The following is a 25803-nucleotide window of genomic DNA, read 5'->3' as shown; positions in this document are numbered from 1 at the left end:
CACAACTGTCTATTTCACGGGAACAAACTGCTCACCCTGCCAAAGCGCAACCCGTCCTTTTTTATTCGCCGTGTCCACCTGCGTAAAACGGCGCGATTTACCCGGCATCAGGTAGTAATTCTCTTTACACTCCTTACCGTCGGCAGCCTTCAGGCAAGGGCCGTAGGCGAGGATCCGCAGCGTCGCATTCCCGGTGTTGGTCAGGGAGCCGTTGGCGTACTGAAAGCGGTAGTTCACCTGGCGTGGCGCCACCACCAGGATGGTGCCGATGCGGGCGGACGCCGTCGCTACCGCGCTGCGGTTGGCGTTATCGCGCTGGGCATCGCTGAGTGCCTGATCGAACCAGACAATGCGGTAGTAGCGCTCTTTGTCGTCCGCCGGGCCTTTATAAAAGAAGCGGATGACATCGCTGGCCTGGGCGGGTAGCAGCAGGCTGGCGGGGGTGAGCAGCACCTCATCCGGTTTATCCATCGGGATAACCTGCCCGTCGTCCAGCGGTGAAGAGAGCCGTTCGAGATGGATATTGATCAGTCGACCGCTGTCTGTGCTGTTCTTGATCGTTTTGCTCAGCGTGCTGCTGCCGCTGTTCATAAAGGATGAAATATCGCCGACATCCAGCGCCTGCGCCGGCGACACCCCGGCAAGCAGCAGCCCGAGGGCCAGAAGGTGCTTTTTCATAACAATTCCGTCCGTGAAAAAAGCAGGGGGAGCTCCCCCTGCTGGTGCATCAGAAGGATCAGCTGGTCCAGGTGGCGTCGAACTGGACGCTGACGTCGCCGCTCCAGATCCCTTCCGGCAGGGTGCTGTAATCGGTCACTGCGGTAGTGCCGTTAGTGGTGCCGCTGATGATGGAGAAGGTGAAACCATCCTGCGCGGTGGTACGGCCGCTGGCGTTGTAGCCATTTGCCAGCGCGCTGAGGTTGCCGCCCAGTACGCCGTTAGCGGTATCGATCATCACGGTATCTGCGGTTTTTTCGACCGCGGCGCCGTTATAATCCACACCCACGCTCAGCGTGGAGCCGGAGGTATCCAGCTGGGTTAAGGTGTTAGTGATAAGACGCGAGGTCAGCTTAAAGGCGGTCGCCGTTGCATCACCTTCAATCGCCACGTCAAACAGACCTTTCTGCGAGTTAAAACCTTTAATGCCTTCGGCGTACTGGAACGCCAGGCTGCCGAGCGGGGTCACAACCAGCTTGCTGGTGGTGTCTTTTTTAGCGGTCGCCGACCAGGTCGCAACAGCCTGAGCCGTTACATCAGCAGCCTGCGCCACACCCATACCGGTAAACGCTGTTACCAGAGCTATTGCCAGAACCTTTTTTTTCATCGCTTTTTCATCCTGAGTTGAATTAAGGACATGATGTCCCGGTGAACCATTTGAAAAACAAATTTGCCTGGGTGTTACTGAACTAACTTATATATTTTGGAATACAGTTTGGCCTCAGCATTGCGCCGATGGGTATATACTGTCTTCACGCTACAATTTTCAATTCTGGCGATCGATTTCGGCTGCATGCCCTGGGCGGTCATGCGGATAATTTTCATTTCGCGGTCTGTAATTTTATCTTTCTTAATATCTTTACGGAGAAATCTACCATTAATTACGTAAGCCAGTTCTTTTCGAATATCGCGGCTCAGGCCAACATATACCACGCCGCGAATATTGCTATTGTAATACCAGTAATTTGCTAAGGCTTCTGATTTCCTGGCCGCAATCAATACGACCTGTTTCCCCTTTACCGCGGATAGCCATTCGCTATCGCGCCTGATAAATTCGTTTAAAGAAGCCGTATTGAGATTGATAAAAACAAAATCTTTTCTGATTTTTTCCAACGACAGATAAATTAATTCGTCGATATCCATAATCAGTTCGGATAGCCCTTTATAGAAGTAGGAGTCATGGGCAGACCAAATGTACTTATCGGAACAGCATTTATATTCCATATAGTTTTTAACCTCATAGTCCTTGAAGTAATCATTTTTACAACTTCACTGTTTGCCAGGCCTACAAAGTTAACTGGCGTATTCGCTTCCTTTAATAAATCGCCATTAAATAAGACACACATTACTTATCAATATTTGATAAGCCGGGTTTAATTTTAATTATTTTCGGCATGGGGTTGAATTTAAGTTTTTTCCTATGGAGTGTCAACACGCGGGCAGACAATCAATTTCGTGCCTGGGTCAATATTTACAAAAACTGAAAATATCGGATTTTTGAGAAGATGAAAAAGACATTTATTTTCATGAGGTTATTGGCAATATAACCCTCAATTCTTACTTGTGCTTTATATTACCCAGGATCTTCGCCCTATTATGTTAGGAATATTCTTAATGATGCGCAGGATGAAGTTATCAAATAGGCTAAATTTATATAAAAATAAAGAATATAAATCTGGAAATTAGCAATAACCAGGATGATTCACCAATACATAAGACCGATGAATAGATTAACCTGCCGCACAAAATAGTTATACATATGTTAATTCTGCGGAATGATGAATGCTAAACAAAGGCAGACGCATTATCTATTCGATTAAACAGACCTCATTAGCAAGATAAAACGAGTTTTGCCGATGGGTTCCTGCCGTCACGGGTGCACCTGCCTCTGCGTCCCCCGAAAGCATAGCCGCTTTTCAAGGCTTCGCCAGCGGTTAGCGAGCCGCGCGGTCGGCCTGTCATCCCCGCCCTTTCCCGCCTGTTCACGGTTTGTTCGCAATACCGTCATCGAAATTTCATATAAAGACCTATTAATAGTGCCCAGTTAATGACGAACCTGGACACTCTTATGAACAGCTCTCTTGCCGCGGTGGCCGAAACTGATTTCCAGCCGTTCACCGATCTCGATGCAGGCCTGCAGCGGAAGGTCTTAAGCGTGCGTAACCTGACTAAAGCCTATCATGCCCAGCACAAGGTGCTGGACGGCATTAGCTTTGACCTGCACGCCGGCGAAATGGTCGGGGTCATTGGTCGCTCCGGCGCCGGTAAATCGACGCTCCTGCATGTCCTTAATGGCACGCACAGCGCCAGCGGCGGTGAAATTCTTAGCTATCCGGAAGTCGGTACGCCACACGATGTCTCAAAGCTGAAAGGCCGCTCACTCAACGCCTGGCGCAGTCAATGCGGAATGATCTTTCAGGACTTCTGTCTGGTACCGCGCCTCGACGTGCTCACCAACGTCCTGCTTGGCCGCCTCAGCCAGACCTCAACCCTGAAGTCGCTGTTTAAGATTTTCCCCGAAGCCGACCGGGCGCGCGCCATTGCGCTGCTTGAGTGGATGAACATGCTGCCGCATGCGCTGCAGCGGGCGGAGAACCTCTCCGGGGGACAGATGCAGCGGGTGGCAATCTGCCGGGCGCTGATGCAAAACCCCGGCATATTGCTGGCCGACGAACCTGTCGCCTCGCTGGATCCGAAGAACACCCAGCGCATCATGGATGTGCTGCGCGAGATTAGCGAGCAGGGCATCAGCGTGATGGTGAACCTGCATTCGGTAGAGCTGGTGAAGGCCTACTGCACCCGGGTTATCGGCGTCGCCAGCGGCCAGCTTATTTTTGACGATCACCCCTCCCGGCTGACGCAGGATGTGCTGCAGCAGCTGTACGGCGATGAAGTTAGCCAATTGCATTAATTTCACTCACACGGGCAACATAATGAAAAAATATATGACTGGCGCAGTTCGTTTATCCGCAGTGGTCGCGGGCATGATGATGGCATGGCAGGCGGCGGCAGCGCAGCCGAAAGAGCTGAATCTGGGCATTCTCGGTGGCCAGAACGCCACCCAGCAAATCGGCGATAACCAGTGTGTGAAGACCTTCCTCGATAAAGAGCTGAACGTGGATACCAAACTGCGTAACTCTTCCGACTATTCCGGGGTGATCCAGGGTCTGCTGGGGGGCAAAGTCGACGTGGTGCTGAGCATGTCCCCTTCCTCTTACGCCTCGGTTTATATCAATAATCCGAAAGCGGTGGATATCGTCGGCATTGCCGTGGACGATAAAGATCAGTCTCGCGGCTATCACTCCGTGGTGATCGTCAAAGCCGACTCCCCGTACAAAACGCTGGACGATTTAAAAGGTAAAGCGTTCGGCTTCGCCGATCCGGACTCCACTTCCGGTTATTTGATCCCTAACCATGCGTTTAAAGAAAAATTTGGCGGTAACGCCGACAACAAATACAACAATACCTTCTCCAGCGTCACCTTCTCCGGCGGCCACGAGCAGGACATCCTCGGCGTGCTGAACGGCCAGTTCGCGGGCGCGGTCACCTGGACTTCGATGGTCGGCGATTACAACACCGGCTACACCACCGGCGCGTTCAACCGTCTGATTCGCATGGATCATCCGGATCTGATGAAGCAGATCCGCATTATCTGGCAATCGCCGCTGATCCCGAACGGCCCGATCCTGGTGAGCAATGCGCTGCCGGCGGACTTTAAGGCGAAGGTCGTGGCGGCAGTGAAAAAACTGGACACCGAGGATCACGCCTGCTTTATCAAAGCGATGGGCGGTACCCAGCACATCGGTCCGGGCAGCGTGGCTGACTTCCAGCAGATTATCGACATGAAACGCGAGCTGGTGAGCGCGCGTTAATCCTGCCTCAACGCCGCCTGCTTGCCCCCAGGGTGAGCGGCGGCGCTACGTTGAAGATCCCCGACGCATGAAGACGACCCACACCGAATTTGAACGCTATTACCAGCAGGTACGCTCGCGGCAAAAGCGCGATACCGTCTGCTGGTCGTTACTCCTGCTGGCGCTCTATTTTGCCGCCGGCAGCGCCGCAGAATTTAATCTGCTGACCATCTGGCACTCGCTGCCCCACTTCTTTGACTATATGGCAGAGACCATTCCGCCTCTGAGTGCCAGCAACCTGTTCGCCGATGTGCAGACCAAAGGGTCGCTGGCCTGGTGGGGCTATCGCCTGCCGATCCAGCTGCCGCTCATCTGGGAAACCCTGCAGCTGGCGCTGGCCTCGACGCTGGTGGCGGTCGCCATCGCCACCGTCTTCGCGTTCCTCGCCGCCAACAACGCCTGGACCCCGGCGCCGGTGCGCTTTGCCATTCGCGTACTGGTGGCGTTTTTGCGCACCATGCCCGAGCTGGCGTGGGCGGTGATCTTTGTCATGGCGTTCGGCATCGGTGCGATCCCGGGCTTTCTGGCGCTGATGCTGCACACCGTCGGTAGTCTGACCAAACTGTTCTACGAGGCGGTGGAAAGTGCGCAAAACAAACCGGTACGCGGCCTGGCGGCCTGCGGCGCGTCACCGCTGCAGAAAATCCGCTTCGCCCTGTGGCCGCAGGTGAAACCGCTGTTTCTCTCCTACGGCTTTATGCGGCTTGAAATCAACTTCCGTTCGTCGACGATTCTCGGCCTGGTGGGCGCGGGCGGCATCGGTCAGGAGCTGATGACCAACATCAAACTCGACCGCTACGATCAGGTGAGCATCACCCTGCTGCTGATCATTCTGGTGGTGTCGGCGCTGGACATGCTGTCCGGTCGTCTGCGCCTGTGGGTACTGGAGGGAAAAAAATGAGTGTCTGGCACATACAACCGGATATCGCCGCCAGCCGTCGACAGCATAAGCAGCTCTATCAGGTCCAGGGGCGCTACCTGCGCTACGTCGGGCTAGTGGCGCTGGCCTGCGTGCTCTATTACGTCTGGTTTTTTCTGCAGTTTGGCATCAGCGGCGAGCAACTGACCACCGGTCTGCAGCAGATTGGCCGCTACCTGGCGCGGATGTTCGTCTGGCACGACTTCTGGAACTGGCCGTTCGGCTATTACTTCACGCAAATCGGCATCACCCTGGCTATCGTCTTCGCCGGGACGCTGACCGCCACGGTGCTGGCGCTGCTGCTCTCCTTCTTTGCCGCCCGCAACATCATGCGCGGCATGGTGCTGGGGACCCTCGCTCTGCTGATGCGCCGCCTGTTTGATGTGCTGCGCGGGATCGATATGGCTATCTGGGGGTTGATTTTCGTGCGCGCGGTAGGCCTCGGGCCGCTGGCCGGGGTGCTGGCGATCATCATGCAGGACACCGGTCTGCTGGGACGGCTGTACGCGGAAGGACACGAAGCCGTGGACCGCTCCCCCGGACGCGGGCTGACCGCCGTGGGCGCGAACGGCTTGCAAAAGCATCGCTTCGGCATTTTTACCCAGTCGTTCCCGACCTTCCTCGCCCTGAGCCTGTATCAGATTGAATCCAACACCCGCTCCGCGGCGGTGCTGGGCTTCGTCGGCGCCGGCGGTATTGGGCTTATCTATGCCGAGAACATGCGCCTGTGGAACTGGGATGTGGTGATGTTTATCACCCTGCTGCTGGTGGCGGTGGTGATGATCATGGATACCCTCTCCGCCTGGCTGCGCCGTCGTTATATCGGCGGCGCCGCGGTGCCGCTGTATCGGGGCGGACGCTAGCGCGCCTTTGCGCCGGATGGCGGCTTATAAGGCCTTTTATGCCGATATTTTGTCGGGTGGCGCTTCGCTTACCCGACCTACAACCCCAAATCACCGCCGGGCCTGGGGCAACTGAAACTGCCGGTGCTGGCGGCCTCAACATCGCTGAGACGTTCCCGGAAGGCCGGGGCAGCCCGCATGGATGCGGGCTGAGGGCCGTGTTTTGCAGGGACGCTGCCTCGGCCCGACCCGAAGCCTGCAGGGATAAGTCGAAGGCACCACGCAGTGGCGATGTTGCTGGCCGGAGCCCGGGGGTACAGGGGGCGGCGGCGACTGGCCGCCCCCTGTGCGCTCCCTGCGCCATGAGTGACATAGCGCAGAAAAAATATTGGGAGCGCAATCTGTCCGGAAATAACATAGAAGTTGTAGCCCTGCCAGGCGCTGTATGCACAGGGAAATTTACGCTTGTACCGTTATTCCGCCGGGTGGCGGCTGGCGCCTTACCCGGCCTACTCGTCCGGCTCCGACTGTCTGTAGGCCCGGCAAGCGCAGCGCCGCCGGGCGATGGCATCAGGCACGGAGCTGCTTTTATGCCGGGTGGCGGCTGCGCCTTACCCGGCCTACAGGGCTTATCCGGCCTGGAACGGCTGAACCCGCAGAAGCATTTATCCGCTCCGCTATTCCAGCCGCCAGGTCAGCACCGGCCAACCGTATCCGGCACCCGCCGCCTGCAGCTGCGGACAAGGATTGACCAGCCGCACGCGATCCGCATGCAGGCACAGCGGCAGATCGTTAATGGAATCGGTATAGAACGTCATCTCACCGTCATACTGCGGATGCGCCTCGCGCCACTGCGCCAGACGCGCCACCTTCCCCTGCTGATAGCTGGGGATCCCGGCAATGACCCCGCTGTAGCCGCCGTCGACCATCTCCACGTCAATGCCCAGCGCCTGATCAATCTCCAGCGCGGCGGCCACCGCCTGCACCAGCAGGCTGACCGAGGCTGAAATGATCAGCATCTGCTCTCCCTCGACCCGCAGACGACGAATGCGTTCCCACGCCTGCGGATAGACCCGCGGCAGGATCGCCTCGCGCACGCAGCGGGCCACCAGCGCGTCAACGTCCGATTTCGGTATTCCGGCCAGCGGCGCCTGGATCAGGGCCACATAATCGGCGATATTCATCTCCCCCCGGTCATAATCCGCCATTAGCCGCGCCTCGCGGGCAAGATACCCCTTCTGCGTCGCTAATCCTTCGCGAACCATAAACTGGCTCCAGACCGTACTGCTATCGCCCTGTATCAGGGTGTTGTCGAGATCGAAAATCGTCAGCGTGTTGCCCATCAGCTTTCCCTTGTTGATCAAAATAAGCTGCCGGGAGCATGCGTAAAAAAGATGACAGGAAAATGACCGGACGCCGCGGCGCCCGGCTCGCCATCAGCCGGCGCGGACCTTCGCGGTGCGGAACACCAGCACGATCCCGCCGATGATCGCCACCATACCGACCATCGCCGCCGCCGGCAGCCGGTTGCCCAGCAGCAGATAATCCAGCAGCGCCGTGATCACTGGCACCAGATAAAAGAGGCTGGTGACATTAACAATATTTCCCGCGCTCAGCAGACGATACAGCAGCAGCTGGGCGACCACCGAAATCAGCAGCCCGAGAAACAGCACCGGAATAATCAACCCGGCGTTAACGGTAAACTGGAAGCCGCTGACCGGGGCAATCAGCAGGCACAGCCCCAGACTGACGGCGTACTGCAGCGGCAGGACATCCGCCGGCGCCTGACGGCTGCGCTTTTGCCACAGCGCGCCAAAGGTCATCAGCAGCAGAGCCGCCAGCGCAAACAGGATCCCCACCATCGCCATCGGCGAGGCCGCCAGACTGCGCCACACCAGCAGCACCAGCCCCGCCAGGGCAATCAGCAGTCCTGACAGCCGCCGCCCCTGCAGGCGACGCTCCACCACGCAAAGCGTAAGGATAGGCTGGATCCCCATGATGGTGGCGATAAGTCCCGGCGTCACACCGTTAGCCATCGCCTCGAAGTAACAGACCGAATAGCCGCCAATCAGCATCAGACCGGTAGCCGCTGTTTGCAGGCGGGTACCCGGCGCGGGCAGCCAGCGCCGACGGACGATGGCCAGCGGCGCCAGCGCGACCAGGGCAATCAGAAAACGAAAGACCAGCAGCGCCATCGGCGAAGCGTTGTCCAGTCCCCAGCGGGTGAAGATGGCCGCGCTGCCCCACAGCAGCACAAAAATGGCCGTTGTCGCCTGCGAGGCGAGCAGAGAATAGCGAACGTGCATAGCATGCTCCAGAACGTCAAACACAAGGTATCAAGCGTCATACCGGCAGGTAAGCGCCTGCTAAAGACGGCGTTAAGCGCCGAAAACAACCCGGTCTGGAGGGGGAGGCGGTGGGCAGAGCGTGGTGAAGCAATGATGAGGCGCAGACGTCATCCACCCCGCGTCGAAAGCGGCGCCAGGCAAAGTCTCACCAGAGATGGCGTAATGCGTCATGGAATGCCTCGTCAAATGTTTAATCAGAATCCTGGCACAGGCCGTTCGGAAGTGACAACTGCCTTTTATGGGTGATCTCTCGCCTGATTGTTTATTTTTAATCGTAAATAAACGTAAAGGCGGCCTCGGCTTATTTAGCCGTTCTTTTTAATCGGCTATAAAACAAAGCAGTCTGCTTGCTACTTCGAAAATAACGATATGAAGCCAAAACTGACGCATGCTCTCTTTTTAATTCCTTTTTTGTTGTTGGCAGGATGCTCCTCCTCACCGAAACAGGCAAAGAACACAAAATCTCATGCGGATATGACCATTGACGGCGGATCGGACGATCTGATCCCGGTGGTGGCGGCCCTGCATGACCAGATGCACACCTGGCAGGGTACCCCCTATGAATGGGGCGGTACTGAACAAAGCGGCGTCGACTGCTCGGGTTTCGTCTGGCGCACGCTGAAGGATCGCTTTAACCTGCCGATGGAGCGGATCACCACCCGCGAGCTACTGCACATGGGCGTGCGGGTCAATAAGCGCGATTTACGTCCCGGCGATCTGGTTTTCTTCCGCACCCGGGCCGGGATGCACGTTGGCTTTTACGATACCGATCATAATTTCCTTCACGCCTCGAGCAGCCAGGGCGTGATGCGCTCTTCGCTGGACAACCCTTACTGGGAGTCGGCGTTCTACCAGGCGCGCCGTTTGCCGAAGGAGTATAACGCGCAGATCACCATGAACAGCGACACCCTGCATCTGGCGAAGAATCGCCGCTAAAAAAAAGCCGCAGCCAGGGCTGCGGCGGGTGGTTCTGCGGTTAATCAGAACTGGTAGGTCATGCCCAGCGCGACGATGTCGTCATCGTTGATGGCGAGTTTGTTATCGCTTTTCAGCTGGTTGATTTTGTAATCCACGAAGGCGTTCATGTTTTTGTTGAAGTAGTAGGTCAGGCCCACGTCAATGTAGTTAACCAGATCTTCGCTACCCACTCCTTCGATGTCTTTCCCTTTCGACAGCACATAGCCGAGGGACGGACGCAGACCGAAGTCGAACTGATACTGCGCCACCGCTTCAAAGTTCTGCGCTTTGTTGGCAAAGCCGCCGCTGATCGGGGTCATCTTGCGGGTTTCAGAGTACATGGTCGCCAGGTAGATATTGTTGGCGTCATATTTCAGGCCGGTCGCCCAGGCTTCCGCTTTGGAACCCTGACCGCGGGACAGCAAGTTCTGCGCGTCGGTACGGTCAGAGCTGGTGTAGGCCGCGCTGACGGCGAAGTCGCTGCCGCCGAAATCATAGCTTAATGAGGTACCAACGCCGTCGCCGTTCTGTTTCTTCGCTTCACGGCCTTCGTTTTTACCCTGGTACTGCAGGGTCATATCCAGACCATCCACCAGACCGAAGAAATCGGTGTTGCGGTAGGTCGCCAGGCCGCTGGCACGCTTGGTCATAAAGTTATCGGTCTGAGCAGAGGAATCGCCGCCGAATTCCGGGAACATATCGGTCCAGGCTTCCACGTCGTACAGGGCGCCAAGGTTACGACCGTAGTCAAAGGAGCCGTAGTTCTTCAGCTTCACCCCGGCGAATGCCAGACGGGTTTTCTGACTGGAGTCGCTCTCGGTTTTGTTACCGGAGAATTCAGATTCCCAACGGCCATAGCCGGTCAGGTCATCGTTAATCTGCGTTTCGCCTTTAATACCGAAACGCACGTAAGTCTGATCGCCATCTTTGCTGTCATAATCGCTGAAGTAGTGCATGGCTTTGATCTTACCGTACACATCCAGCTTGTTAGCATTCTTGTTATAAACTTCCGCTGCCTGCGTCGCCGTTGAAGCCACAAAGCCCATCATCATTAATGCCAGAGTACTCTTTTTCATTATTCAGTCCTGGTGATTTATTTATACGCGCTATTCAATTGCGGGCACTCGCCCATCAAAAACAGGAGTTTTTTTAACGCCGGGATATTAAATATTTATGACAATGTGGAACTTTTTATAAAAAAGAGTATTTAAATGTATCTGACATATTTTTGTCACATACCCTCTCCAGAATGCCCGATCCCGCGCAATAAAATGGCGCGCCCGCCGCCCCGGGTGTTGGCAAGCGGGCCGACTCCTGCTACAACATCAGCTCGATATCGATATTCCTTTTGAACGGCAGAGAATCATGAGTGAAAGCCAGACGCTGGTGGTAAAACTGGGCACCAGTGTTTTAACAGGCGGGTCCCGTCGCCTGAACCGCGCCCATATCGTCGAGCTCGTGCGCCAGTGCGCACAGCTGCACGCCATGGGACACCGTATTGTCATCGTGACCTCCGGGGCCATTGCCGCCGGGCGCGAGCACCTTGGTTACCCGGAACTGCCCGCCACCATCGCCTCCAAACAGCTGCTGGCGGCGGTGGGACAAAGCCGTCTGATCCAACTGTGGGAACAGCTGTTTTCTATCTATGGCATTCACGTTGGCCAGATGCTACTGACCCGCGCCGACATGGAAGACAGAGAACGGTTCCTCAACGCCCGCGACACCCTGCGCGCGCTGCTGGATAACAGCATCGTCCCGGTCATTAACGAAAACGACGCCGTCGCCACCGCGGAAATCAAAGTGGGCGATAACGACAATCTCTCCGCACTGGCCGCGATCCTCGCCGGGGCGGATAAGCTGCTGCTGTTAACCGACCAGCCAGGCCTGTTCACCGCCGACCCGCGTAGCAACCCGCAGGCGGAGCTGATTAAAGACGTCTACGGCATCGACGACGCGCTGCGCGCCATCGCCGGCGACAGCGTCTCCGGACTCGGCACCGGCGGCATGGGCACCAAGCTGCAGGCCGCGGACGTCGCCTGCCGCGCGGGGATTGATACCATCATCGCCGCCGGCAACCGTCCGGACGTCATCGGCCACGCGATGGAAGGCCTGCCGGTGGGCACCTGCTTCCACGCGCAGGAGTCTCCGCTGGAGAACCGTAAGCGCTGGATCTTCGGCGCCCCGCCGGCCGGTGAACTGACCGTCGATGCGGGCGCGACTCAGGCGATCCTCGAAAGAGGCAGCTCGCTGTTGCCAAAAGGCATCAAAATCGTCAGCGGCAACTTCTCCCGCGGCGAAGTGATCCGCATTCGCAATAGCGAAGGACGCGATATCGCTCACGGCGTCAGCCGCTACAACAGCGACGCGCTGCGCCTTATCGCCGGCCAGCACTCGCAGCAAATCGATGCCATTCTGGGCTATGAATACGGCCCGGTGGCCGTCCACCGCGATGATATGATCATCCGTTAAGGAGCTGAAAATGCTGGAACAAATGGGCATTGCCGCCAAAGCGGCCTCCTGGCAGCTGGCGTTACTCTCCAGCCGGGAAAAGAACCAGGTACTGGAAAAGATCGCCGATTATCTGGAAGCGCAGACCGACGATATTCTGCGCGCCAACGCGGAAGATTTAGCCGAAGCTCGCGCCAATGGCCTGAGTGAAGCGATGCTTGATCGCCTCGCGCTGACCCCGGCGCGTCTGAGCGGCATCGCCAACGATGTGCGCCAGGTGTGCAATCTGGCCGATCCGGTCGGCCAGGTGATCGACGGTGGGCTGCTGGACAGCGGTCTGCGTATTGAACGTCGCCGCGTCCCGCTGGGGGTGATTGGCGTGATTTATGAAGCGCGACCCAACGTGACGGTCGACGTCGCCTCCCTGTGTCTGAAAACCGGCAACGCAGCGATCCTGCGCGGCGGGAAAGAAACCTGGCGCACCAACGCCGCCACGGTGAAGGTGATCCAGCAAGCGCTGCAGGAGTGCGGTCTGCCGGCCGCCGCGGTACAGGCCATTGAGAGCCCGGATCGCGCGCTGGTGGGCGAAATGCTGAAGATGGATAAATACATCGATATGCTGATCCCCCGCGGCGGCGCTGGCCTGCACAAGCTGTGCCGCGAGCAGTCAACGATCCCGGTGATCACCGGCGGGATTGGCGTATGCCATATCTTCGTTGATGAAACCGCCGAGATCGCCCCTGCGCTGAAGATCATCGTCAATGCCAAGACCCAGCGGCCGAGCACCTGCAATACCGTGGAAACGCTGCTGGTGCACCGTAACATCGCCGACACCTTCCTGCCGGCGTTAAGCAAGCAGATGGCCGAGAGCGGCGTCACCCTGCATGCCGCCCCTTCCGCCCTCCCCGCGCTGCAAAACGGCCCTGCGAAGGTCGAGCCGGTGAAAGCGGAGCAGTATGACGACGAGTATCTGTCGCTGGATCTGAACGTCAAAGTGGTGGCTGATATGGATGAGGCTATCGCCCATATTCGCGAACATGGCACCCAGCACTCCGACGCCATCCTGACCCGCACCTTGCGTAACGCCAACCGCTTTATCAATGAAGTGGACTCTTCCGCCGTCTACGTGAACGCCTCCACGCGCTTCACCGACGGCGGCCAGTTCGGCCTCGGTGCGGAGGTGGCGGTCAGCACCCAGAAGCTGCACGCCCGCGGCCCGATGGGGCTGGAAGCGTTAACCACCTATAAGTGGATTGGTTTCGGCGACGATACCATTCGTGCGTAAATGAGAACGGGCGATGCAAAAATAGGCAGTTGATTCCACTGGCTATTGACGCATCGCCCGCTAAGTTCTAACCTTTTGCCTCGTGATTCACGCTCGTGAACACCTCTTGCAGGGCCGATATAGCTCAGTTGGTAGAGCAGCGCATTCGTAATGCGAAGGTCGTAGGTTCGACTCCTATTATCGGCACCATCTAAATCAAATAGTTATATAAGCCACTGTCTTTAAAAAACTCTTTGGGGTTACGCCTGGGTTACTTTTTCCCCCGCAACCAACACACTTAAGCTCACTGTTCTTATCGCTGAACCAGGGCATCAAAACTGCCATACACTGTTCTGGATAGAGACCCCCACGATGCGATGTTTAAAAAGATTGTAGCTTCGATATGAAGTGTCTTATGGCATGCATACGCTTTTACATATCCAGTCTAAAAAAAATTCTTATTTATATCAATGTATTAATAGCTTAAAACCTTTTTAAAAAAGCCGTTAAACATGTTAAGAATTGTTAAGGTTAAAATCGAGTTTTTATCGCAGGTAACGCCCTCTCTCGTATTTCTCACAAGAGAGTTTGGGAGTGCGTCAGCGGGATAAACGCCAGAATGGCGGCCAGTGCCGTGAGTAGCACTGGCCTGGCCCGTTGTACCGCCGCTTCCACCACTGCATGGAAGGGCGCCCCCACGCACCAGCCCATACTGAGAAAACAAACCACCATGACGGTAAGCAGGGCTGCAAAGAATTTCATCATGAACTCATTAACGGCGGAGCTGGTGTTGACGGACTGATCGGTAACGTTGCGAGTTTCCCGCGGAAGCGGGTGGTCCGAAAAGATTAAAAAAAGCGCCGGTGGTCGATATCAACCGGCGCAAAGAGGCATTAGTTTTTGACGGTATCTTCCAGGAAGAAGCGCCCCAGGGGATTTTGGTAAAAACCGTCGATATTCTTGCGGCTGACGTTGCGGTATGGGCTGTAATACAGATCAACCCAGTTCACGTCGGCTTTGGCCATTTTTTGCAGGTCGATATACATCTGCTCACGCTTTTCACTGTCCATTTCGATGCGCGCCGAAGCCACGAGCGCTTTAACCTGCTCGTTATGATAGCGCGTCATATAGTTCATATTGGCGTCATGACCAAGCACAAAGGTGGTTTTCTGGTCAGGGTCAAGAATATCGTTCGTCCAGTACATCACCGAAATATCGTAATCCCCGGCTACCAGCATATCCCAACTCTGGCTCGGGTCGACTTTTTGTAAATTCACCGTCACCCCAACTTTTGCCAGCTGTTGCTGGAGCAAAATCGCGATTTGCTCATCCACTTCATCTCCGGCGTTAACCACATAGTTCAGCTTCAGATCGGCCGCCCCCGCCGCTTTCAGTATCTCTTTGGCCTTTTGCGGATCGTATGGCCTGCGAAGATTGTCCGCGTAGTGGTATAGCGCCCCGGCGGGGATATAGGAATTCGCCACCTGACCATAGCCAAAAGTCACGGTCTTCACGATCGCGTCTTTATCAATCGCAAAGTCCAGCGCCTGACGCACTTCCACCTTGCCCAGAGCACCGTGCGAATGGTTAATCAACAGATGGTCTTCACGAGTGGAAGGATCCAGTTCAACCTTTAGATTGGCGTCTTTCTGTAACGATGCAATGCGTGAGAAGGGCACGGTCAGCGCGGCGTCAAGCTCACCGGCCTGCACTTTCAGCATTCGGGTATTATCATCCGGAATGGTTAACCACTCCACGCCATCCAGGCTGACGTTCTTCGCTTGCCAGAAATTCGGGTTCTTAACCAGCACGATTTTTTCGCCACGCAGCCACTCTTTAACGCTGAACGCGCCGGAACCTACCGGTTTTTCGGCAAAGGCCTCTTCACCTTCCGCCTTCATCGCCTGCTGTGAAACCACCGAGGCGTTCGGCAGCGCCAGCTGAGATAAGAATGGCGCTGAGGGCGATTTCAGCGTGACCACCAAGGTGCGCGGGTCCGTGGCCTCAGCTTTGTCGATAATGCTGTAGGAATCGCGCCACAGCGAACCTTTATCATCACGGATACGCATCAGGCTAAACGCCGCATCGCTAGCGGTCAGAGGTGTGCCGTCAGAGAATTTGGTATCGCGAATTTTAAAGGTGTAGACCTTGCCGTCCGGGGAAATCGTCCAGCTTTCTGCCACACCAGGCTCCAGCTTAGTCCCGGTTTTATCCACCCGCACCAGCGGGTCGAAGACGTTCGAAAAAACCCAGTTATCGGCATTTTGCGCCGATTTTATCGGATCAAAAGTGGTGCTGTCCTCTCGCCGGCCAATGGTCAATACCCCTGCCGCCTGTGCTATTTCGCTCACCACGCTGAGCGCCAGAAAAACGCTTGCCGCCAGTAACTTAACATGCCTGTGCTTCATCAATAGATCCCCCTGTCAAAGGATAAAACGGTCTCATCGCCTTCGTGGTTCAATACGCAGGCATAAGCGTGGTCGGCAATCTGCCGGGTTGGTGGTGGTTCGCCGGTGCGGCACTGCACCTGCGCATGAGGGCAGCGCGGATGAAATGCACAACCTGGTGGAACAGCGACGGGGCTGGGCGGCTCGCCCCCCAGCAAATTTTTTGGCAGCGGTTTATCCGGGTCAATTTCCGGGATCGCGGATACCAGCGCGGCAGTATAGGGATGCAGGGGCCGTGTAAAGACCGTTTCCGTAGGCCCCTCCTCCACGATCCGCCCAAGATACATCACCGCGACGCGATCACAAAGCCGACGCACAATCGCCAGGTCGTGAGCAATAAACAGAATCGCCAGCCCCATTTTCTCCCGCAGATCCATCAATAAATTCACGATCTGCCCCTGAATAGAGACGTCCAACGCCGCGACACACTCATCCGCCACAATCAGCCGCGGTTCGATAGCCAGCGCTCTGGCAATACCGGCGCGCTGACACTGACCGCCGCTAAGCTGAGACGGTTTCGCGTTGGCCTGCTGCGTACGCAGGCCAACCTGGGTGAGCAGTTCCGCTACCCGCTGAGCAATTTGCGCGCGCGGTATCTTCTGATGAACGCGCAGTACCTCCGCAATACTTTCTCCCACGGTCTGTCGCGGATTTAATGACGCAAAAGGATCCTGGAAAATCATCGCGCTTTGCTGGCGCAGACGGACGATGTCGCTGGTTAAGCCATGTGTAATACGCTGACCATCGAACCGCACCTCTCCTGCCGCAACCCGTTCGAGCTGCAACAGCGCCCGTCCAAGGGTACTTTTACCGCTGCCGGACTCGCCGACCAGGCCCAGCGTCTCGCCGGGATAAATTTGCACCGTGACCTGGTTAACCGCATGCACCACTTTTTTCTCTCGCCAAAACCCGCCGGAAACCGGAAAGGTGACGGAAAGGTTATCGGCCTCAAGCAGCGGCCAGTTAGGGTAAGCCATTATCTCTCCCGCCGGATAGGTGTCGGCAATGTGTGATGGCAGGCTGCCGCATGGCTGCGGCTATCCTGCCTGTAGCGAAGCAACGGCTGGTGGAGGCAGGCCTCATCGGCGCATCGACAGCGCGGATGAAAACGGCAGCCCGATGGAAAATGGTCGGCAACTGGCGGCTGGCCGTCGATGGTCGTCAACCTCCCCTGCCCACCTTCGCTGACCGGCTGGCAATCAATAAGTCCGCGAGTGTAAGGGTGCAACGGGCTGGCCAGCACTTCTCGCTTGTCGCCCACCTCACACAGTCGACCGCCGTACATCACCGCAATCCGGTCACAGGTTTGCGCCACCACGCCGAGATCGTGAGTGATCATAATGACCGCCAGCCCCAGCTCAGCGCGCAGGTCACTCAGCAGGCGTAAAATCTGCATCTGCACGGTCACGTCCAGCGCGGTCGTCGGTTCATCGGCAATCAACAGCGTGGGCTCCGGTGCGAGGGCGACGGCAATCATCGCCCGCTGACGCATGCCACCGGAAAATTCATGTGGATAGTTATTGAGCCGATTCTGCGGGTCAGGGATCCCCACTTGTCGTAGCAGCGCCAGCGCATCCTCTCGTGCCTGACGACGGTTAGCGCCAAAATGAAGGCGGCGACTTTCTGCGATCTGTTCCCCTATAGTCATCACTGGATTCAAATGGCTGGAGGGGTTCTGGAAAATCATGCCGATTTCCCGTCCGCGCACCGCCGACATTTGCCCTTCACTGAGGGACAAAATATCGCGCCCTCCCAGCAAAACTTCGCCGCCAGTAATCCGCAGTCCAGCCCCCGGCAACAGGCGCATCAGCGCCCGGCAGGTTACGGTTTTTCCCGACCCGCTCTCACCGACCAGCCCGAGCATCTCACCAGCTTCCAGACTTAATGAGACGTTATCTACCAGCGCGATATCTTCACCACGCGTGACTGTCAGGTGATTCACCGTCAACAAACTCATACGCGCTCCCCTAACTTATCCCCCAACCCATCGGCCAGCAGGCTGAACCCCATTGCCAACAACACAATGGCGATCCCCGGAAAGGTCGTTATCCACCACGCAGTGGTGATAAAGCTCTGCCCTTCGGCAACCATCACGCCCCATTCCGCGGTTGGTGGCTGCACGCCGAGCCCGAGATAGCTCACCGAGGCCCCGTTAAGCAGTACCAGTACGCAGTCGGACATCGAAAAAACGATCGCGCCAGTTAATGCGTTCGGCAGCAAATGGCGGAACAAAATGCGCAGGTGTCCATAGCCCAGACTGCGGGCCGCCAGAATAAAATCTCGCTGTTTCAGCGTCAGTACCTGAGCGCGCACCAGCCGAGCGTAGGAAACCCAGCCCACTATCGCCATCGCAATATAAAAGCTGCTCAGTCCTGGTCCGAGGATGGCAATAATCGCTAACATCAGTACCAGAAACGGAAAAGCCAGCACAATATCAATCACCCGCATCACTAGCGCGTCCACGACGCCGCCAAGATAGCTGGAGAGCGCACCCAGCGTGGTGCCAAGCATAAAGGGGAACAGGACTCCCAGTATGCAAATTTGCAGATCGACTCGTGAGCCCCATAGCACCCGGGAAAAAACATCGCGACCAAAGTTGTCAGTACCGAACGGGTGCGCGCCGCTCGGCGACAGCAGGCTGGAGGATACGTCCTGAGCAATCGGATCAAACGGCGCTATCCATGGTGCCAGGCAGGCCACCAACAGCCACAATCCGACAATGGTCAGCCCGGCATATAGCGCCTGCTGGCGCGGAATAATCCGCTGACGCAGACGGGAAAACGTCGCCGTTACCTTCATAGCTTTATCCTCGGGTCCAGAGCCACGGTCAGAATGTCCGCCAGCAGGCTGACCGCCACGGTGGCAAGGGCAAAGACCATGACTACGCCCTGAACCACCATGTAGTCGCGGCTAAAAATCGCCTTTACCAGTAGTTGTCCGAGGCCAGGGATGGCAAACACGCTTTCGATAACCACCGTACTGCCGATTAACCAACCGATATTCACGGCCAGAAGATTGATGGTTGGCACCAGCGAATTGGGCAGCACATGTCGCCAGAAGATGCGTCTTTCCCGTTGCCCGCGCGCTCGTGCCGCCACGACATAGTCACTATTCATCTCCATCAGCAGGCTGGCGCGCAGGTTACGAATCAATACCGCTGAAAGCGCCAGCGCCACGGTCAGGCACGGCAGAACCATATGGCGTAACTGGTCTAAAAAATCGCTGCCGTAGCCGGAAACCGGGAACCAGCCAAGCACAATGCTGAACAGCAGAATCAGCATGATACCGAGCCAGAACGCCGGAAACCCCAGCCCGGCGGTGGTAAAAAGACGAATCAGCCGATCGGCGAGACGTCCACGCTGGCGTGCAGCAATCGCCGCTAGCGGCACCGTCAAGGCAATGGCCAACAGGACACTGCCCAGTACCAGCCACAGCGTTGGCTCAAGACGCGAACCAATCAGCTTCAGAGTATCCACGCGATACACAATCGACTTCCCCAGTTCTCCTTGCAGCAGGTTGCGCAGAAAAAAGCCGTACTGTACCCATAGTGGCTCATCGAGACCAAACTGCGCGCGGATGCGGGCCAGCGCTGCCGGTGTGCTGCGGACTCCCAGCAGAATGCGCGCCGGATCGCCGGGGATCGCCCGCACCATCATGAAGGTGATCAAGCTAATGCCGAGCAGAACCGGCAGCAGCTGCAGCGGACGAAAAAGCAGAAAGCGGTAACGATGCATCAACAGCCTCCCGTATCGCGCTGGCGTGCCAGAAAATCGAGCAGCACCGGGTAGTAAGCCTGCGGCTCTTCGTAAAACGGCATATGGCTGCTATTGGCAAAAACTGCTATTTCGGCATTCGCCAGTCCCTGCTTCATTTTCAGGGCACAGGCGGGTGTAAGTTCATCATGCTGTCCACTGACTATCAGGCACGGCACGCGGATCGAAGCTAGTTCCGCGCTGCGGTTCCACGTTTTTAAATTACCGGTATAAAGGAATTCGTTCGGCCCCTGCATTGTGATGTACGGCCCCATATTCCAGTCCTCAAGCGACCGCTTAACCGGTTCGGGCCACACATCAAGGCGGCAGACGTGGCGATAATTAAGCAGGGTAATCGCCGCTTGATAGGCCGGGTGTTCCAGCCAGTCCAGCGCTTCATAGCGCTGCATCATGGCGACGGTCTCTGGTCCCAGCGCACCGCGCAGGCGGTTCAGTTCCTGCACCAGATGCGGCATATCGGCGACGGTGTTTTCAAGAATCAACGAGCGAATTGCACCAGGATGGTGCAATGCCACTTCTATCGCCAGCCATCCGCCCCACGAATGACCAAGCAGATGCACCTTACCGAGCCCCAGCGCCTGGCGGACGGTTTCCACTTCACGTACGTAGCGCGCCATGGTCCACAGACTGGCGTCATCCGGTCGGTCCGATTTCCCGGTTCCCAGTTGATCAAAGGCAATCACCCGGTAGCCGTGCTGTTTCAGGCAGGAGTGAGCCTCACGCAAATAGTCGCTGGGCAGCCCGGGTCCGCCGTTGAGGCAGAGGACGGTCTCATCGCCGTCACCAAATTGATAAGCCACGACGTTATAACCATCCACAGCAATGTTATGGCACTGATCGGGCGCTACTTCACTCCACATGGTGTGTTCCTCGTCGTCGATGCTGCTGGTGTGTCGTTGCCTTAACGCTAACGACAACGTCGGAAGCTGAACAGTTAGCAAAAATACTAGTTTTGCGCTGCGCCGGAACGGCACCGGAATTGCATGCCTTGAAGCGAGCTATTGACGGTTTTGCACAAATCGTGCCCGTCTCAGGCCTCGTTTAACGTAAAGGGGGTTATATGCGACTGGAGTTTGAACGCCCCGAAAGCACCCGGGCAACCAGCCTGGATGACGCATTCAGTGGGCTTTTCCAGCACACCAGAACGCTGGGATTTGACGCGGTTATTTACGACTACACGCCAGTCCCGCGTTCGCTGGAGGGAGAGCTGATTACGCCGTCGCTGTTGAAAACGTACAATGTACCGGAGGATATGCGCCAGCTATGGTGCGAGCGAGGATATTACCAGGTTGATCCGGTCCAACACTGTGCGCTGGAGAGCTGCGCGCCCTTTATCTGGTCCTATCAACGGCCGGACAGAAGCATGCTGCGCGGCAGGCTGGACGATCACGCTACCGCCGTCACCGACTATATGCGTGAACACAATATGCCCTGTGGAGCAACGGTTCCCCTGCATCTCCCAAACGGCGGATTCGTTACTCTCACCGGCATCCATACCGGCCAGCGTCAGGAACGGGAAATCAGCGCGACCCTGGCGCAACTGATGCTGATTGCCCACCAGTTCCAGGAGTCAGCCTTTCCACTATTCGACAGCACCATGCTGACCTGTCTCCACGTGAAGCTAAGCAATCGTGAACGCGAATGTCTGACGTGGTCTGCTGAAGGGCTTACCGCCAAAGAGATCGCCCGCAAACTGCACCGCTCGGTGGCGACGGTGACGTTGCACCTGAATACCGCGGCCAGAAAACTGGGCGCCAGCAATCGCGTACAGGCGGTGGTACGCGCCCTGCATTACCGTCTGCTCGACTGCTAAGAACTAGCATTTTTGCTAGTGTTCAGCGTTGGTTACGACCCTTTACCCTGAAAGCCGGTCCACTTAGCAGGATAAAGATCATTCATGTACACCATTAGCGAAGGCTACGCCCCGTTTCGGGAATACCAAACCTGGTTTCGTATTTGCGGCGATATCCATAGTGGACTGACGCCGCTGGTTATTGCCCACGGCGGGCCGGGATGTACGCACGATTATGTCGATGCGTTCCGTGATATCGCCCTCAGCGGGCGAGCGGTGATCCACTACGATCAGCTAGGTAACGGCCGCTCAACTCATCTACCGCAGCAGCCTGCCGACTTCTGGCAACCGGCATTGTTCCTCAACGAGCTGGATAACCTGCTGCAGTATCTCGATATTGCCGATAATTACGCCTTACTGGGTCAATCGTGGGGCGGCATGCTGGGCGCAGAACATGCCGTGACCCAGCCAACGGGCTTAAAAGCGCTGATTATCGCCAACTCTCCGGCCTCAATGGCGCTGTGGCTACAGGGCGCAGCAGAACTCCGGGCGCAGCTCCCTGCCGATGTCCAGAAGACGCTGCTGGAACATGAGGCGGCGGGTACACTGGATAGCGCAGAATATAAGGCGGCAAGCGCAATATTTTATCAACGCCACGTCTGTCGGCTTGATCCCTGGCCGCCGGAAGTACGGCGCACCTTTGATGCTATGGATGCCGATCCAACGGTCTATCACGCGATGAATGGCCCCACCGAATTCCACGTCATCGGCAGTATGAAAGAATGGACGATTATCGACCGCCTCGCGCAAATTCAGATTCCGGTGCTGCTGATTTCCGGGCGCTACGATGAAGCCACACCGGAAGTGGTACAGCCCTTTATGGACCATATCGTTGGCGCGAGGTGGGTCATTTTTGACGCCTCAAGCCATATGCCGCACGTGGAAGAGCGCGATCTATGCATGAAGACGGTGAGCGATTTTTTAAGCAGCGCGATCTCCTCAACATAATTTCTACCGTTCACCGAGGCAGCCCACAAAATTGGCCTCGGTAAACGGTGCTTTTTAAGCATCGAATTGCCTGCCCCACCGTCTGATGGCTGAGTTCACCATTATTCCAGGCCTGGCGGCGATTGACCTACGCCTTATCAATACTCTCTGCGGGGTTGCCTTGGGATTACACTCCTGGTCAAAAACAATACGACGATGAAAAACATCACAAAAGCAAAAAAATATTTTTATTTCATAAGGTTATAAAGATAAATTAAAGTTGATAGTAACGGATTTAATAATACCTTCTCTCATTCGTAATGCTAAGGCCGTAGGTTCAACTCCTATTATCGCCACCACGCTAAATCAAAGATAAAAGCCTCTCTAAGGTTACACCAGGGTTACTTTCCCCTGGCGTCGCCCCCTTAAACTCAACGCACTTATCGCTGAGTCAGGGCATCAAAACTGCCGTCACTGTTCAGAGTGAGAAGCCCAATGGTCTCAGAAATGCCGGGATTATCCGTGGCTCATAGCCCGTTAAGAAAGTGGCTCGTCTTTATAATATTTTGTATCCAGCCCTCCCTCTTCAAACCGTTAATCCAGTAATTTCATCTCCAGCGCCCGACTCATCGCTTGAGTGCGGCTATTCACTTTAAGCTTCGCGTAGATGTTTTTGATGTGCCATTTGACCGTCTCGGCAGAAATAGCGAGGGAGCGAGCAATTTCTTTATTCATCTGACCTTCAGCGATCAGTTGTAATATCTGCAACTCTCGCTCGCTCAGCTCGCCATGAATATCGGGGCTTCCACTATTAAACGGTGTTCCATCTGCAGGCGCGCGCTTGTCTGCCCAGGGACTATGGATTATCCCTTCCTCTGTACAAGCTGAAGAGGATTCATTCATACCGGCAAGCAAAGGTTGCAAGGTATCGCCAGCGTCAAGAAAGAGGCCCGTGAGATGCTGTTGTTCAGCCAGCTGCACGACTGGCTGAAATGTCGTGCGCGCTGCCGCAGTTTTGCCACTGTTCCACAAGGCTAATGACCAGAGCGTACGCAGACGCGCTGCGGTTAACCCGTCCCCCCGGCTTTCCTGATCAGAGACCATGTCAGCCAGGAGAATACAAGCTTGCGGCGCCTGGCCTCTGGCGAGAAGAAGGCGACAGTGGCTAAGGGATGCAGACAGAGCGATAGCGCGTTGACAGGGATGTTCGGCATCCATTCGGAAGCTGGCGGCCATTTGTTCAAGTTGTCGCTGCAGTTGCTCTGCGCCGGTGACATTGCCGTGCTGCAGTCGCACCCTCACCTGCTCGGCTAACATCATGGCCTGGAGCCGTTGCCAGCCGCGAGACACGGCAAGACGCTGCGCATGCTCCAGCAATCGCTCGGTCTCATACGGCATATCGCCATCCAGGGCCTGACGCGCGAGATAGGTATAACAGCGACTCAGCGCGTCGGGTGGACTGAATCGGTCGATGAATTCGAGCCGGTCGGCTAACAGATGATCGGGCGAGTCACCACTCTGACATTCATAGGCTATCTCCGCCAGCAGCGGCGCCAGCGTCGCGCCACTGGTCGACTGGGTACCGGTATAACATTCAGCCTGACGCAACGTTTTCTCTGCGTACCACCCGGCTTTCCCCAGATCGCCCTGACAAAGATGGCACTGGGCAATGATAAAAGCGCGATATACCGAGACAAACAGATTATCTAAAGGACTTTCCGGAGAGGGCATATGCTGTTGAACCTCCAGCGCGTCGTGATAGCGCTGGTTAACAACATGGCAATAGCTGAGAATATTGCATATCAGACCATCAACCCAGGTGTCGCCGCAGGGCACTTCGGCCAGCAACGGCTGAACAATAACCAGACTCTCCGGGATGTTTTCCGCAAAGGCTTCGCAAATTGCCCGCACAACGCGCAATTTACACCAGGTACTGCGGGTTAAATCCTCACGATGATGAAGTACCATCTGATCGAGGTTATCAAGCAGCTGCCTCGACTCATCAAAGTGGAAATAATGCGCCAGTGCCCAGGCCAGATTAATTTGCAGGTCAATGCGCGAAGGATCGGTGCTGGGTGGTAAATGATGCATCCATGAAATCAGGGTATCGATATCCCCTTCTTCCGCCAGTGACTGAGCGCTTGCGCCATCCTGCCCGGGGCTATGCACCGGCTTGCCTGCGCTGAGCGCATGGCGTACCGCCTCAGACCACAGCTTCTGTTCGACGAACCAATGACTGGCTAATTCATGTAGCTGTTTGCGATCAATATCGTTGTTCTGCTGCAGCATGGTCCGAAGATTTTCCTGCAACAGAGGATGGTAGCGGAACCAGTAGCCTTGTTCGTCAAGGGCTGACAAAAAAAGGTTGTGTCGCTCAATCCATGCCAGCATCGCTTTACTATCATCACGTCCAGTCACTGCGTTGCATAATTCGGCATTTAACCGACTGAGGAAGGACGTTTTCACCAGAAAATCGAGAACCTCTTCCGGCAGCGGATCCAGGACCACCTCTTTCAGATAGCGGGCAATAGACCGTGTTCCTCCATGCATATTGCGCAACAGATGCTCAGGATCATGCTGTAATTCTGCGGACAATGAAGCGATCTTCATCCCTGCAATCCAGCCCTCTGTCACGGACTGTAGCCGCTGTGCATGGTGGTTGCTGAGGGGTAGCGCAACCGTGCGGCTAAAATAGTGTTTTGTTTCTTCGAGCGTGAATTGCAGGTCTCGATCATAGATTTCCACCAGTTGGTCCTGGGCCTGCAGCTGGCTCAGCGCAAGATTCGGGTGGAAACGGCTGCCAATGATCAGATGCAAGGCGGCAGGCGCATGCTTGATTAAATACCCCAGCGCTTCATAGACCCCACGATCGTTAATCACGTGGAAGTCGTCGATAATCAGGTACACGTCATGCGGGCAATAGTGTAGCTGGTTAATGAGCCCGGCCAGCAGTTGCTCGGAGCTGGAGAGCTTCTGTTCTTCCATGTCACGCCAGAAATCGGCGTCCCAGTCAGCATAGAGAGGACGCAATGCTTGCAGCAGATAAGGAATAAACTGCCATACGTCATCATCATCCTCATCGAGGCTCAGCCAGGCGATACGTTCACCCTGGGCGACCATCTGCTGATGCCATTGTGCCAACAACGTGGTTTTGCCAAATCCAGCGCCGGCGCAGACGACGCCCAGCCGGCACTGCTGAACGGGACTGAGAAGCTGAAGAAGCCGGGGGCGCTCCAGCAATTGTATTGAAGAGCGAGGTGGGACGAATTTGGTCAGGATTAACGGCAAGCCTCGCGTCAGCCGCAATGGCCCGGAGACCAGTGAGGGTGATTGGCGACCTTCTAAATCCAATGGCTTCATCCGTGGTGTCTACTCGTTTTGTTTTTTTCAATTGTACG

At 56.1% G+C, this 25803-nt stretch carries 21 protein-coding genes, 1 tRNA gene and 2 pseudogenes; 10 read left to right on the top strand and 14 right to left on the bottom strand.

The genetic code is table 11. From position 1 onward, the window contains the following. Positions 1-9 precede the first annotated feature (9 nt). The 3 genes from CWM54_RS14035 to ecpR form a co-directional block, all read right to left on the bottom strand. Positions 10-678, bottom strand: a complete 669-nt coding sequence (locus CWM54_RS14035; RefSeq protein WP_061155626.1) for a hypothetical protein — start codon at positions 676-678, stop codon at positions 10-12. A 58-nt stretch (positions 679-736) separates the two neighbouring features. Continuing rightward, entirely contained in the window at positions 737-1324 is a 588-nt protein-coding gene (gene ecpA, locus CWM54_RS14030; RefSeq protein ID WP_012542737.1) for a common pilus major fimbrillin subunit EcpA, read from the bottom strand. A gap of 74 nt (positions 1325-1398) precedes the next feature. Further along, positions 1399-1941 (bottom strand): ECP biosynthesis operon DNA-binding transcriptional regulator EcpR, encoded by a 543-nt coding sequence (ecpR, locus tag CWM54_RS14025; protein ID WP_061155628.1) that lies wholly within the window; start codon positions 1939-1941, stop codon positions 1399-1401. An 844-nt stretch (positions 1942-2785) separates the two neighbouring features. Between ecpR and phnC the strand changes: the two genes are divergently transcribed. The 4 genes from phnC to phnE (CWM54_RS14005) all read left to right on the top strand — a co-directional run bounded on the left by phnC (position 2786) and on the right by phnE (CWM54_RS14005) (position 6410). Then, positions 2786-3628 (top strand): phosphonate ABC transporter ATP-binding protein, encoded by an 843-nt coding sequence (phnC, locus tag CWM54_RS14020; protein ID WP_061155629.1) that lies wholly within the window; start codon positions 2786-2788, stop codon positions 3626-3628. Between the two features lie 22 nt (positions 3629-3650). Next, the gene (gene phnD, locus CWM54_RS14015) at positions 3651-4589 is read left to right on the top strand and encodes a phosphonate ABC transporter substrate-binding protein (protein WP_032691132.1); all 939 of its coding nucleotides are present in this window, start codon (positions 3651-3653) and stop codon (positions 4587-4589) included. Between the two features lie 67 nt (positions 4590-4656). Then, positions 4657-5529, top strand: a complete 873-nt coding sequence (gene phnE, locus CWM54_RS14010; RefSeq protein WP_061155630.1) for a phosphonate ABC transporter, permease protein PhnE — start codon at positions 4657-4659, stop codon at positions 5527-5529. Then, positions 5526-6410: a phosphonate ABC transporter, permease protein PhnE gene (gene phnE, locus CWM54_RS14005; RefSeq protein WP_100681363.1), complete on the top strand. Its 885-nt coding sequence runs from the start codon at positions 5526-5528 to the stop codon at positions 6408-6410. The genes phnE (CWM54_RS14010) and phnE (CWM54_RS14005) overlap by 4 nt, the downstream gene beginning before the upstream one ends. A gap of 656 nt (positions 6411-7066) precedes the next feature. Here phnE (CWM54_RS14005) and CWM54_RS13995 read toward each other — a convergent pair. Next, on the bottom strand, positions 7067-7732 hold the full coding sequence (locus tag CWM54_RS13995) for an HAD family hydrolase (protein ID WP_061155632.1): 666 nt from the start codon (positions 7730-7732) through the stop codon (positions 7067-7069). Positions 7733-7825: 93 nt separating this feature from the next. After that, on the bottom strand, positions 7826-8695 hold the full coding sequence (locus CWM54_RS13990; RefSeq protein WP_008805308.1) for a DMT family transporter: 870 nt from the start codon (positions 8693-8695) through the stop codon (positions 7826-7828). A gap of 411 nt (positions 8696-9106) precedes the next feature. Between CWM54_RS13990 and CWM54_RS13980 the strand changes: the two genes are divergently transcribed. Next, a complete protein-coding gene (locus CWM54_RS13980) occupies positions 9107-9673 on the top strand; it encodes an NlpC/P60 family protein (protein WP_004222859.1) in 567 nt (188 codons plus the stop codon). A gap of 44 nt (positions 9674-9717) precedes the next feature. On the opposite strand, the gene phoE is transcribed toward CWM54_RS13980, so the two are convergent. Further along, entirely contained in the window at positions 9718-10770 is a 1053-nt protein-coding gene (gene phoE / locus CWM54_RS13975) for a phosphoporin PhoE (RefSeq protein ID WP_049163779.1), read from the bottom strand. Between the two features lie 289 nt (positions 10771-11059). Between phoE and proB the strand changes: the two genes are divergently transcribed. From proB to CWM54_RS13960, 3 genes are all read left to right on the top strand, one after another. After that, the gene (proB, locus tag CWM54_RS13970) at positions 11060-12163 is read left to right on the top strand and encodes a glutamate 5-kinase (protein WP_008805306.1); all 1104 of its coding nucleotides are present in this window, start codon (positions 11060-11062) and stop codon (positions 12161-12163) included. Between the two features lie 10 nt (positions 12164-12173). Continuing rightward, positions 12174-13427: a glutamate-5-semialdehyde dehydrogenase gene (gene proA, locus CWM54_RS13965; protein ID WP_008805305.1), complete on the top strand. Its 1254-nt coding sequence runs from the start codon at positions 12174-12176 to the stop codon at positions 13425-13427. A gap of 113 nt (positions 13428-13540) precedes the next feature. Then, positions 13541-13616: transfer RNA gene (locus CWM54_RS13960), tRNA-Thr, on the top strand. Between the two features lie 381 nt (positions 13617-13997). On the opposite strand, the pseudogene CWM54_RS29505 reads toward CWM54_RS13960, so the two are convergent. The 7 genes and pseudogenes from CWM54_RS29505 to CWM54_RS13925 all read right to left on the bottom strand — a co-directional run. Continuing rightward, positions 13998-14096 (bottom strand): annotated as a pseudogene (locus tag CWM54_RS29505) (hypothetical protein); the annotation flags it as partial. 203 nt (positions 14097-14299) lie between these two features. Beyond that, positions 14300-15814, bottom strand: a complete 1515-nt coding sequence (locus CWM54_RS13950; protein ID WP_061155642.1) for an ABC transporter substrate-binding protein — start codon at positions 15812-15814, stop codon at positions 14300-14302. Then, positions 15795-16830, bottom strand: a pseudogene (locus CWM54_RS13945) (ABC transporter ATP-binding protein). The gene CWM54_RS13950 and the pseudogene CWM54_RS13945 overlap by 20 nt, the downstream one beginning before the upstream one ends. Then, on the bottom strand, positions 16830-17810 hold the full coding sequence (locus tag CWM54_RS13940; protein WP_061155644.1) for an ABC transporter ATP-binding protein: 981 nt from the start codon (positions 17808-17810) through the stop codon (positions 16830-16832). Before CWM54_RS13940 ends, CWM54_RS13945 begins: the two are co-directional and overlap by 1 nt. Next, complete coding sequence (locus CWM54_RS13935; protein ID WP_100697532.1) at positions 17807-18652, bottom strand: ABC transporter permease; 846 nt, start codon at positions 18650-18652, stop codon at positions 17807-17809. Before CWM54_RS13935 ends, CWM54_RS13940 begins: the two co-directional genes overlap by 4 nt. Next, positions 18649-19587, bottom strand: coding sequence for an ABC transporter permease (locus CWM54_RS13930; protein WP_061155646.1), 939 nt, complete (start codon positions 19585-19587; stop codon positions 18649-18651). Before CWM54_RS13930 ends, CWM54_RS13935 begins: the two co-directional genes overlap by 4 nt. Further along, entirely contained in the window at positions 19587-20486 is a 900-nt protein-coding gene (locus CWM54_RS13925; RefSeq protein WP_100697530.1) for a proline iminopeptidase-family hydrolase, read from the bottom strand. Before CWM54_RS13925 ends, CWM54_RS13930 begins: the two co-directional genes overlap by 1 nt. Positions 20487-20686: 200 nt before the next feature. On the opposite strand from CWM54_RS13925, the gene CWM54_RS13920 reads away from it, so the two are divergent. Together CWM54_RS13920 and CWM54_RS13915 are read left to right on the top strand one after the other, a co-directional pair. Then, complete coding sequence (locus tag CWM54_RS13920) at positions 20687-21439, top strand: helix-turn-helix transcriptional regulator (protein ID WP_100697528.1); 753 nt, start codon at positions 20687-20689, stop codon at positions 21437-21439. 84 nt (positions 21440-21523) lie between these two features. Beyond that, positions 21524-22426, top strand: a complete 903-nt coding sequence (locus tag CWM54_RS13915; protein ID WP_061155649.1) for a proline iminopeptidase-family hydrolase — start codon at positions 21524-21526, stop codon at positions 22424-22426. 573 nt (positions 22427-22999) lie between these two features. On the opposite strand, the gene CWM54_RS13910 is transcribed toward CWM54_RS13915, so the two are convergent. Then, positions 23000-25765: a LuxR C-terminal-related transcriptional regulator gene (locus CWM54_RS13910; protein ID WP_100681379.1), complete on the bottom strand. Its 2766-nt coding sequence runs from the start codon at positions 25763-25765 to the stop codon at positions 23000-23002. Positions 25766-25803: the final 38 nt, after the last annotated feature.

The organism is Klebsiella sp. D-Nf1, from assembly GCF_002810515.1.
Taxonomy (GTDB): Bacteria; Pseudomonadota; Gammaproteobacteria; order Enterobacterales; family Enterobacteriaceae; genus Klebsiella; species Klebsiella variicola.
Note: the sequence above shows the minus strand (reverse complement) of the source record. Positions and strands in the feature narration are given on the sequence as shown.

Bases quoted from the DNA above. Each gene is read 5' to 3' on its own strand.
- CWM54_RS14035 (WP_061155626.1), bottom strand. From the start codon at position 678: ATGAAAAAGCACCTTCTGGCCCTCGGGCTGCTGCTTGCCGGGGTGTCG.
- ecpA (WP_012542737.1), bottom strand. From the start codon at position 1,324: ATGAAAAAAAAGGTTCTGGCAATAGCTCTGGTAACAGCGTTTACCGGT.
- ecpR (WP_061155628.1), bottom strand. From the start codon at position 1,941: ATGGAATATAAATGCTGTTCCGATAAGTACATTTGGTCTGCCCATGAC.
- phnC (WP_061155629.1), top strand. From the start codon at position 2,786: ATGAACAGCTCTCTTGCCGCGGTGGCCGAAACTGATTTCCAGCCGTTC.
- phnD (WP_032691132.1), top strand. From the start codon at position 3,651: ATGAAAAAATATATGACTGGCGCAGTTCGTTTATCCGCAGTGGTCGCG.
- phnE (WP_061155630.1), top strand. From the start codon at position 4,657: ATGAAGACGACCCACACCGAATTTGAACGCTATTACCAGCAGGTACGC.
- phnE (WP_100681363.1), top strand. From the start codon at position 5,526: ATGAGTGTCTGGCACATACAACCGGATATCGCCGCCAGCCGTCGACAG.
- CWM54_RS13995 (WP_061155632.1), bottom strand. From the start codon at position 7,732: ATGGGCAACACGCTGACGATTTTCGATCTCGACAACACCCTGATACAG.
- CWM54_RS13990 (WP_008805308.1), bottom strand. From the start codon at position 8,695: ATGCACGTTCGCTATTCTCTGCTCGCCTCGCAGGCGACAACGGCCATT.
- CWM54_RS13980 (WP_004222859.1), top strand. From the start codon at position 9,107: ATGAAGCCAAAACTGACGCATGCTCTCTTTTTAATTCCTTTTTTGTTG.
- phoE (WP_049163779.1), bottom strand. From the start codon at position 10,770: ATGAAAAAGAGTACTCTGGCATTAATGATGATGGGCTTTGTGGCTTCA.
- proB (WP_008805306.1), top strand. From the start codon at position 11,060: ATGAGTGAAAGCCAGACGCTGGTGGTAAAACTGGGCACCAGTGTTTTA.
- proA (WP_008805305.1), top strand. From the start codon at position 12,174: ATGCTGGAACAAATGGGCATTGCCGCCAAAGCGGCCTCCTGGCAGCTG.
- CWM54_RS13950 (WP_061155642.1), bottom strand. From the start codon at position 15,814: ATGAAGCACAGGCATGTTAAGTTACTGGCGGCAAGCGTTTTTCTGGCG.
- CWM54_RS13940 (WP_061155644.1), bottom strand. From the start codon at position 17,810: ATGAGTTTGTTGACGGTGAATCACCTGACAGTCACGCGTGGTGAAGAT.
- CWM54_RS13935 (WP_100697532.1), bottom strand. From the start codon at position 18,652: ATGAAGGTAACGGCGACGTTTTCCCGTCTGCGTCAGCGGATTATTCCG.
- CWM54_RS13930 (WP_061155646.1), bottom strand. From the start codon at position 19,587: ATGCATCGTTACCGCTTTCTGCTTTTTCGTCCGCTGCAGCTGCTGCCG.
- CWM54_RS13925 (WP_100697530.1), bottom strand. From the start codon at position 20,486: ATGTGGAGTGAAGTAGCGCCCGATCAGTGCCATAACATTGCTGTGGAT.
- CWM54_RS13920 (WP_100697528.1), top strand. From the start codon at position 20,687: ATGCGACTGGAGTTTGAACGCCCCGAAAGCACCCGGGCAACCAGCCTG.
- CWM54_RS13915 (WP_061155649.1), top strand. From the start codon at position 21,524: ATGTACACCATTAGCGAAGGCTACGCCCCGTTTCGGGAATACCAAACC.
- CWM54_RS13910 (WP_100681379.1), bottom strand. From the start codon at position 25,765: ATGAAGCCATTGGATTTAGAAGGTCGCCAATCACCCTCACTGGTCTCC.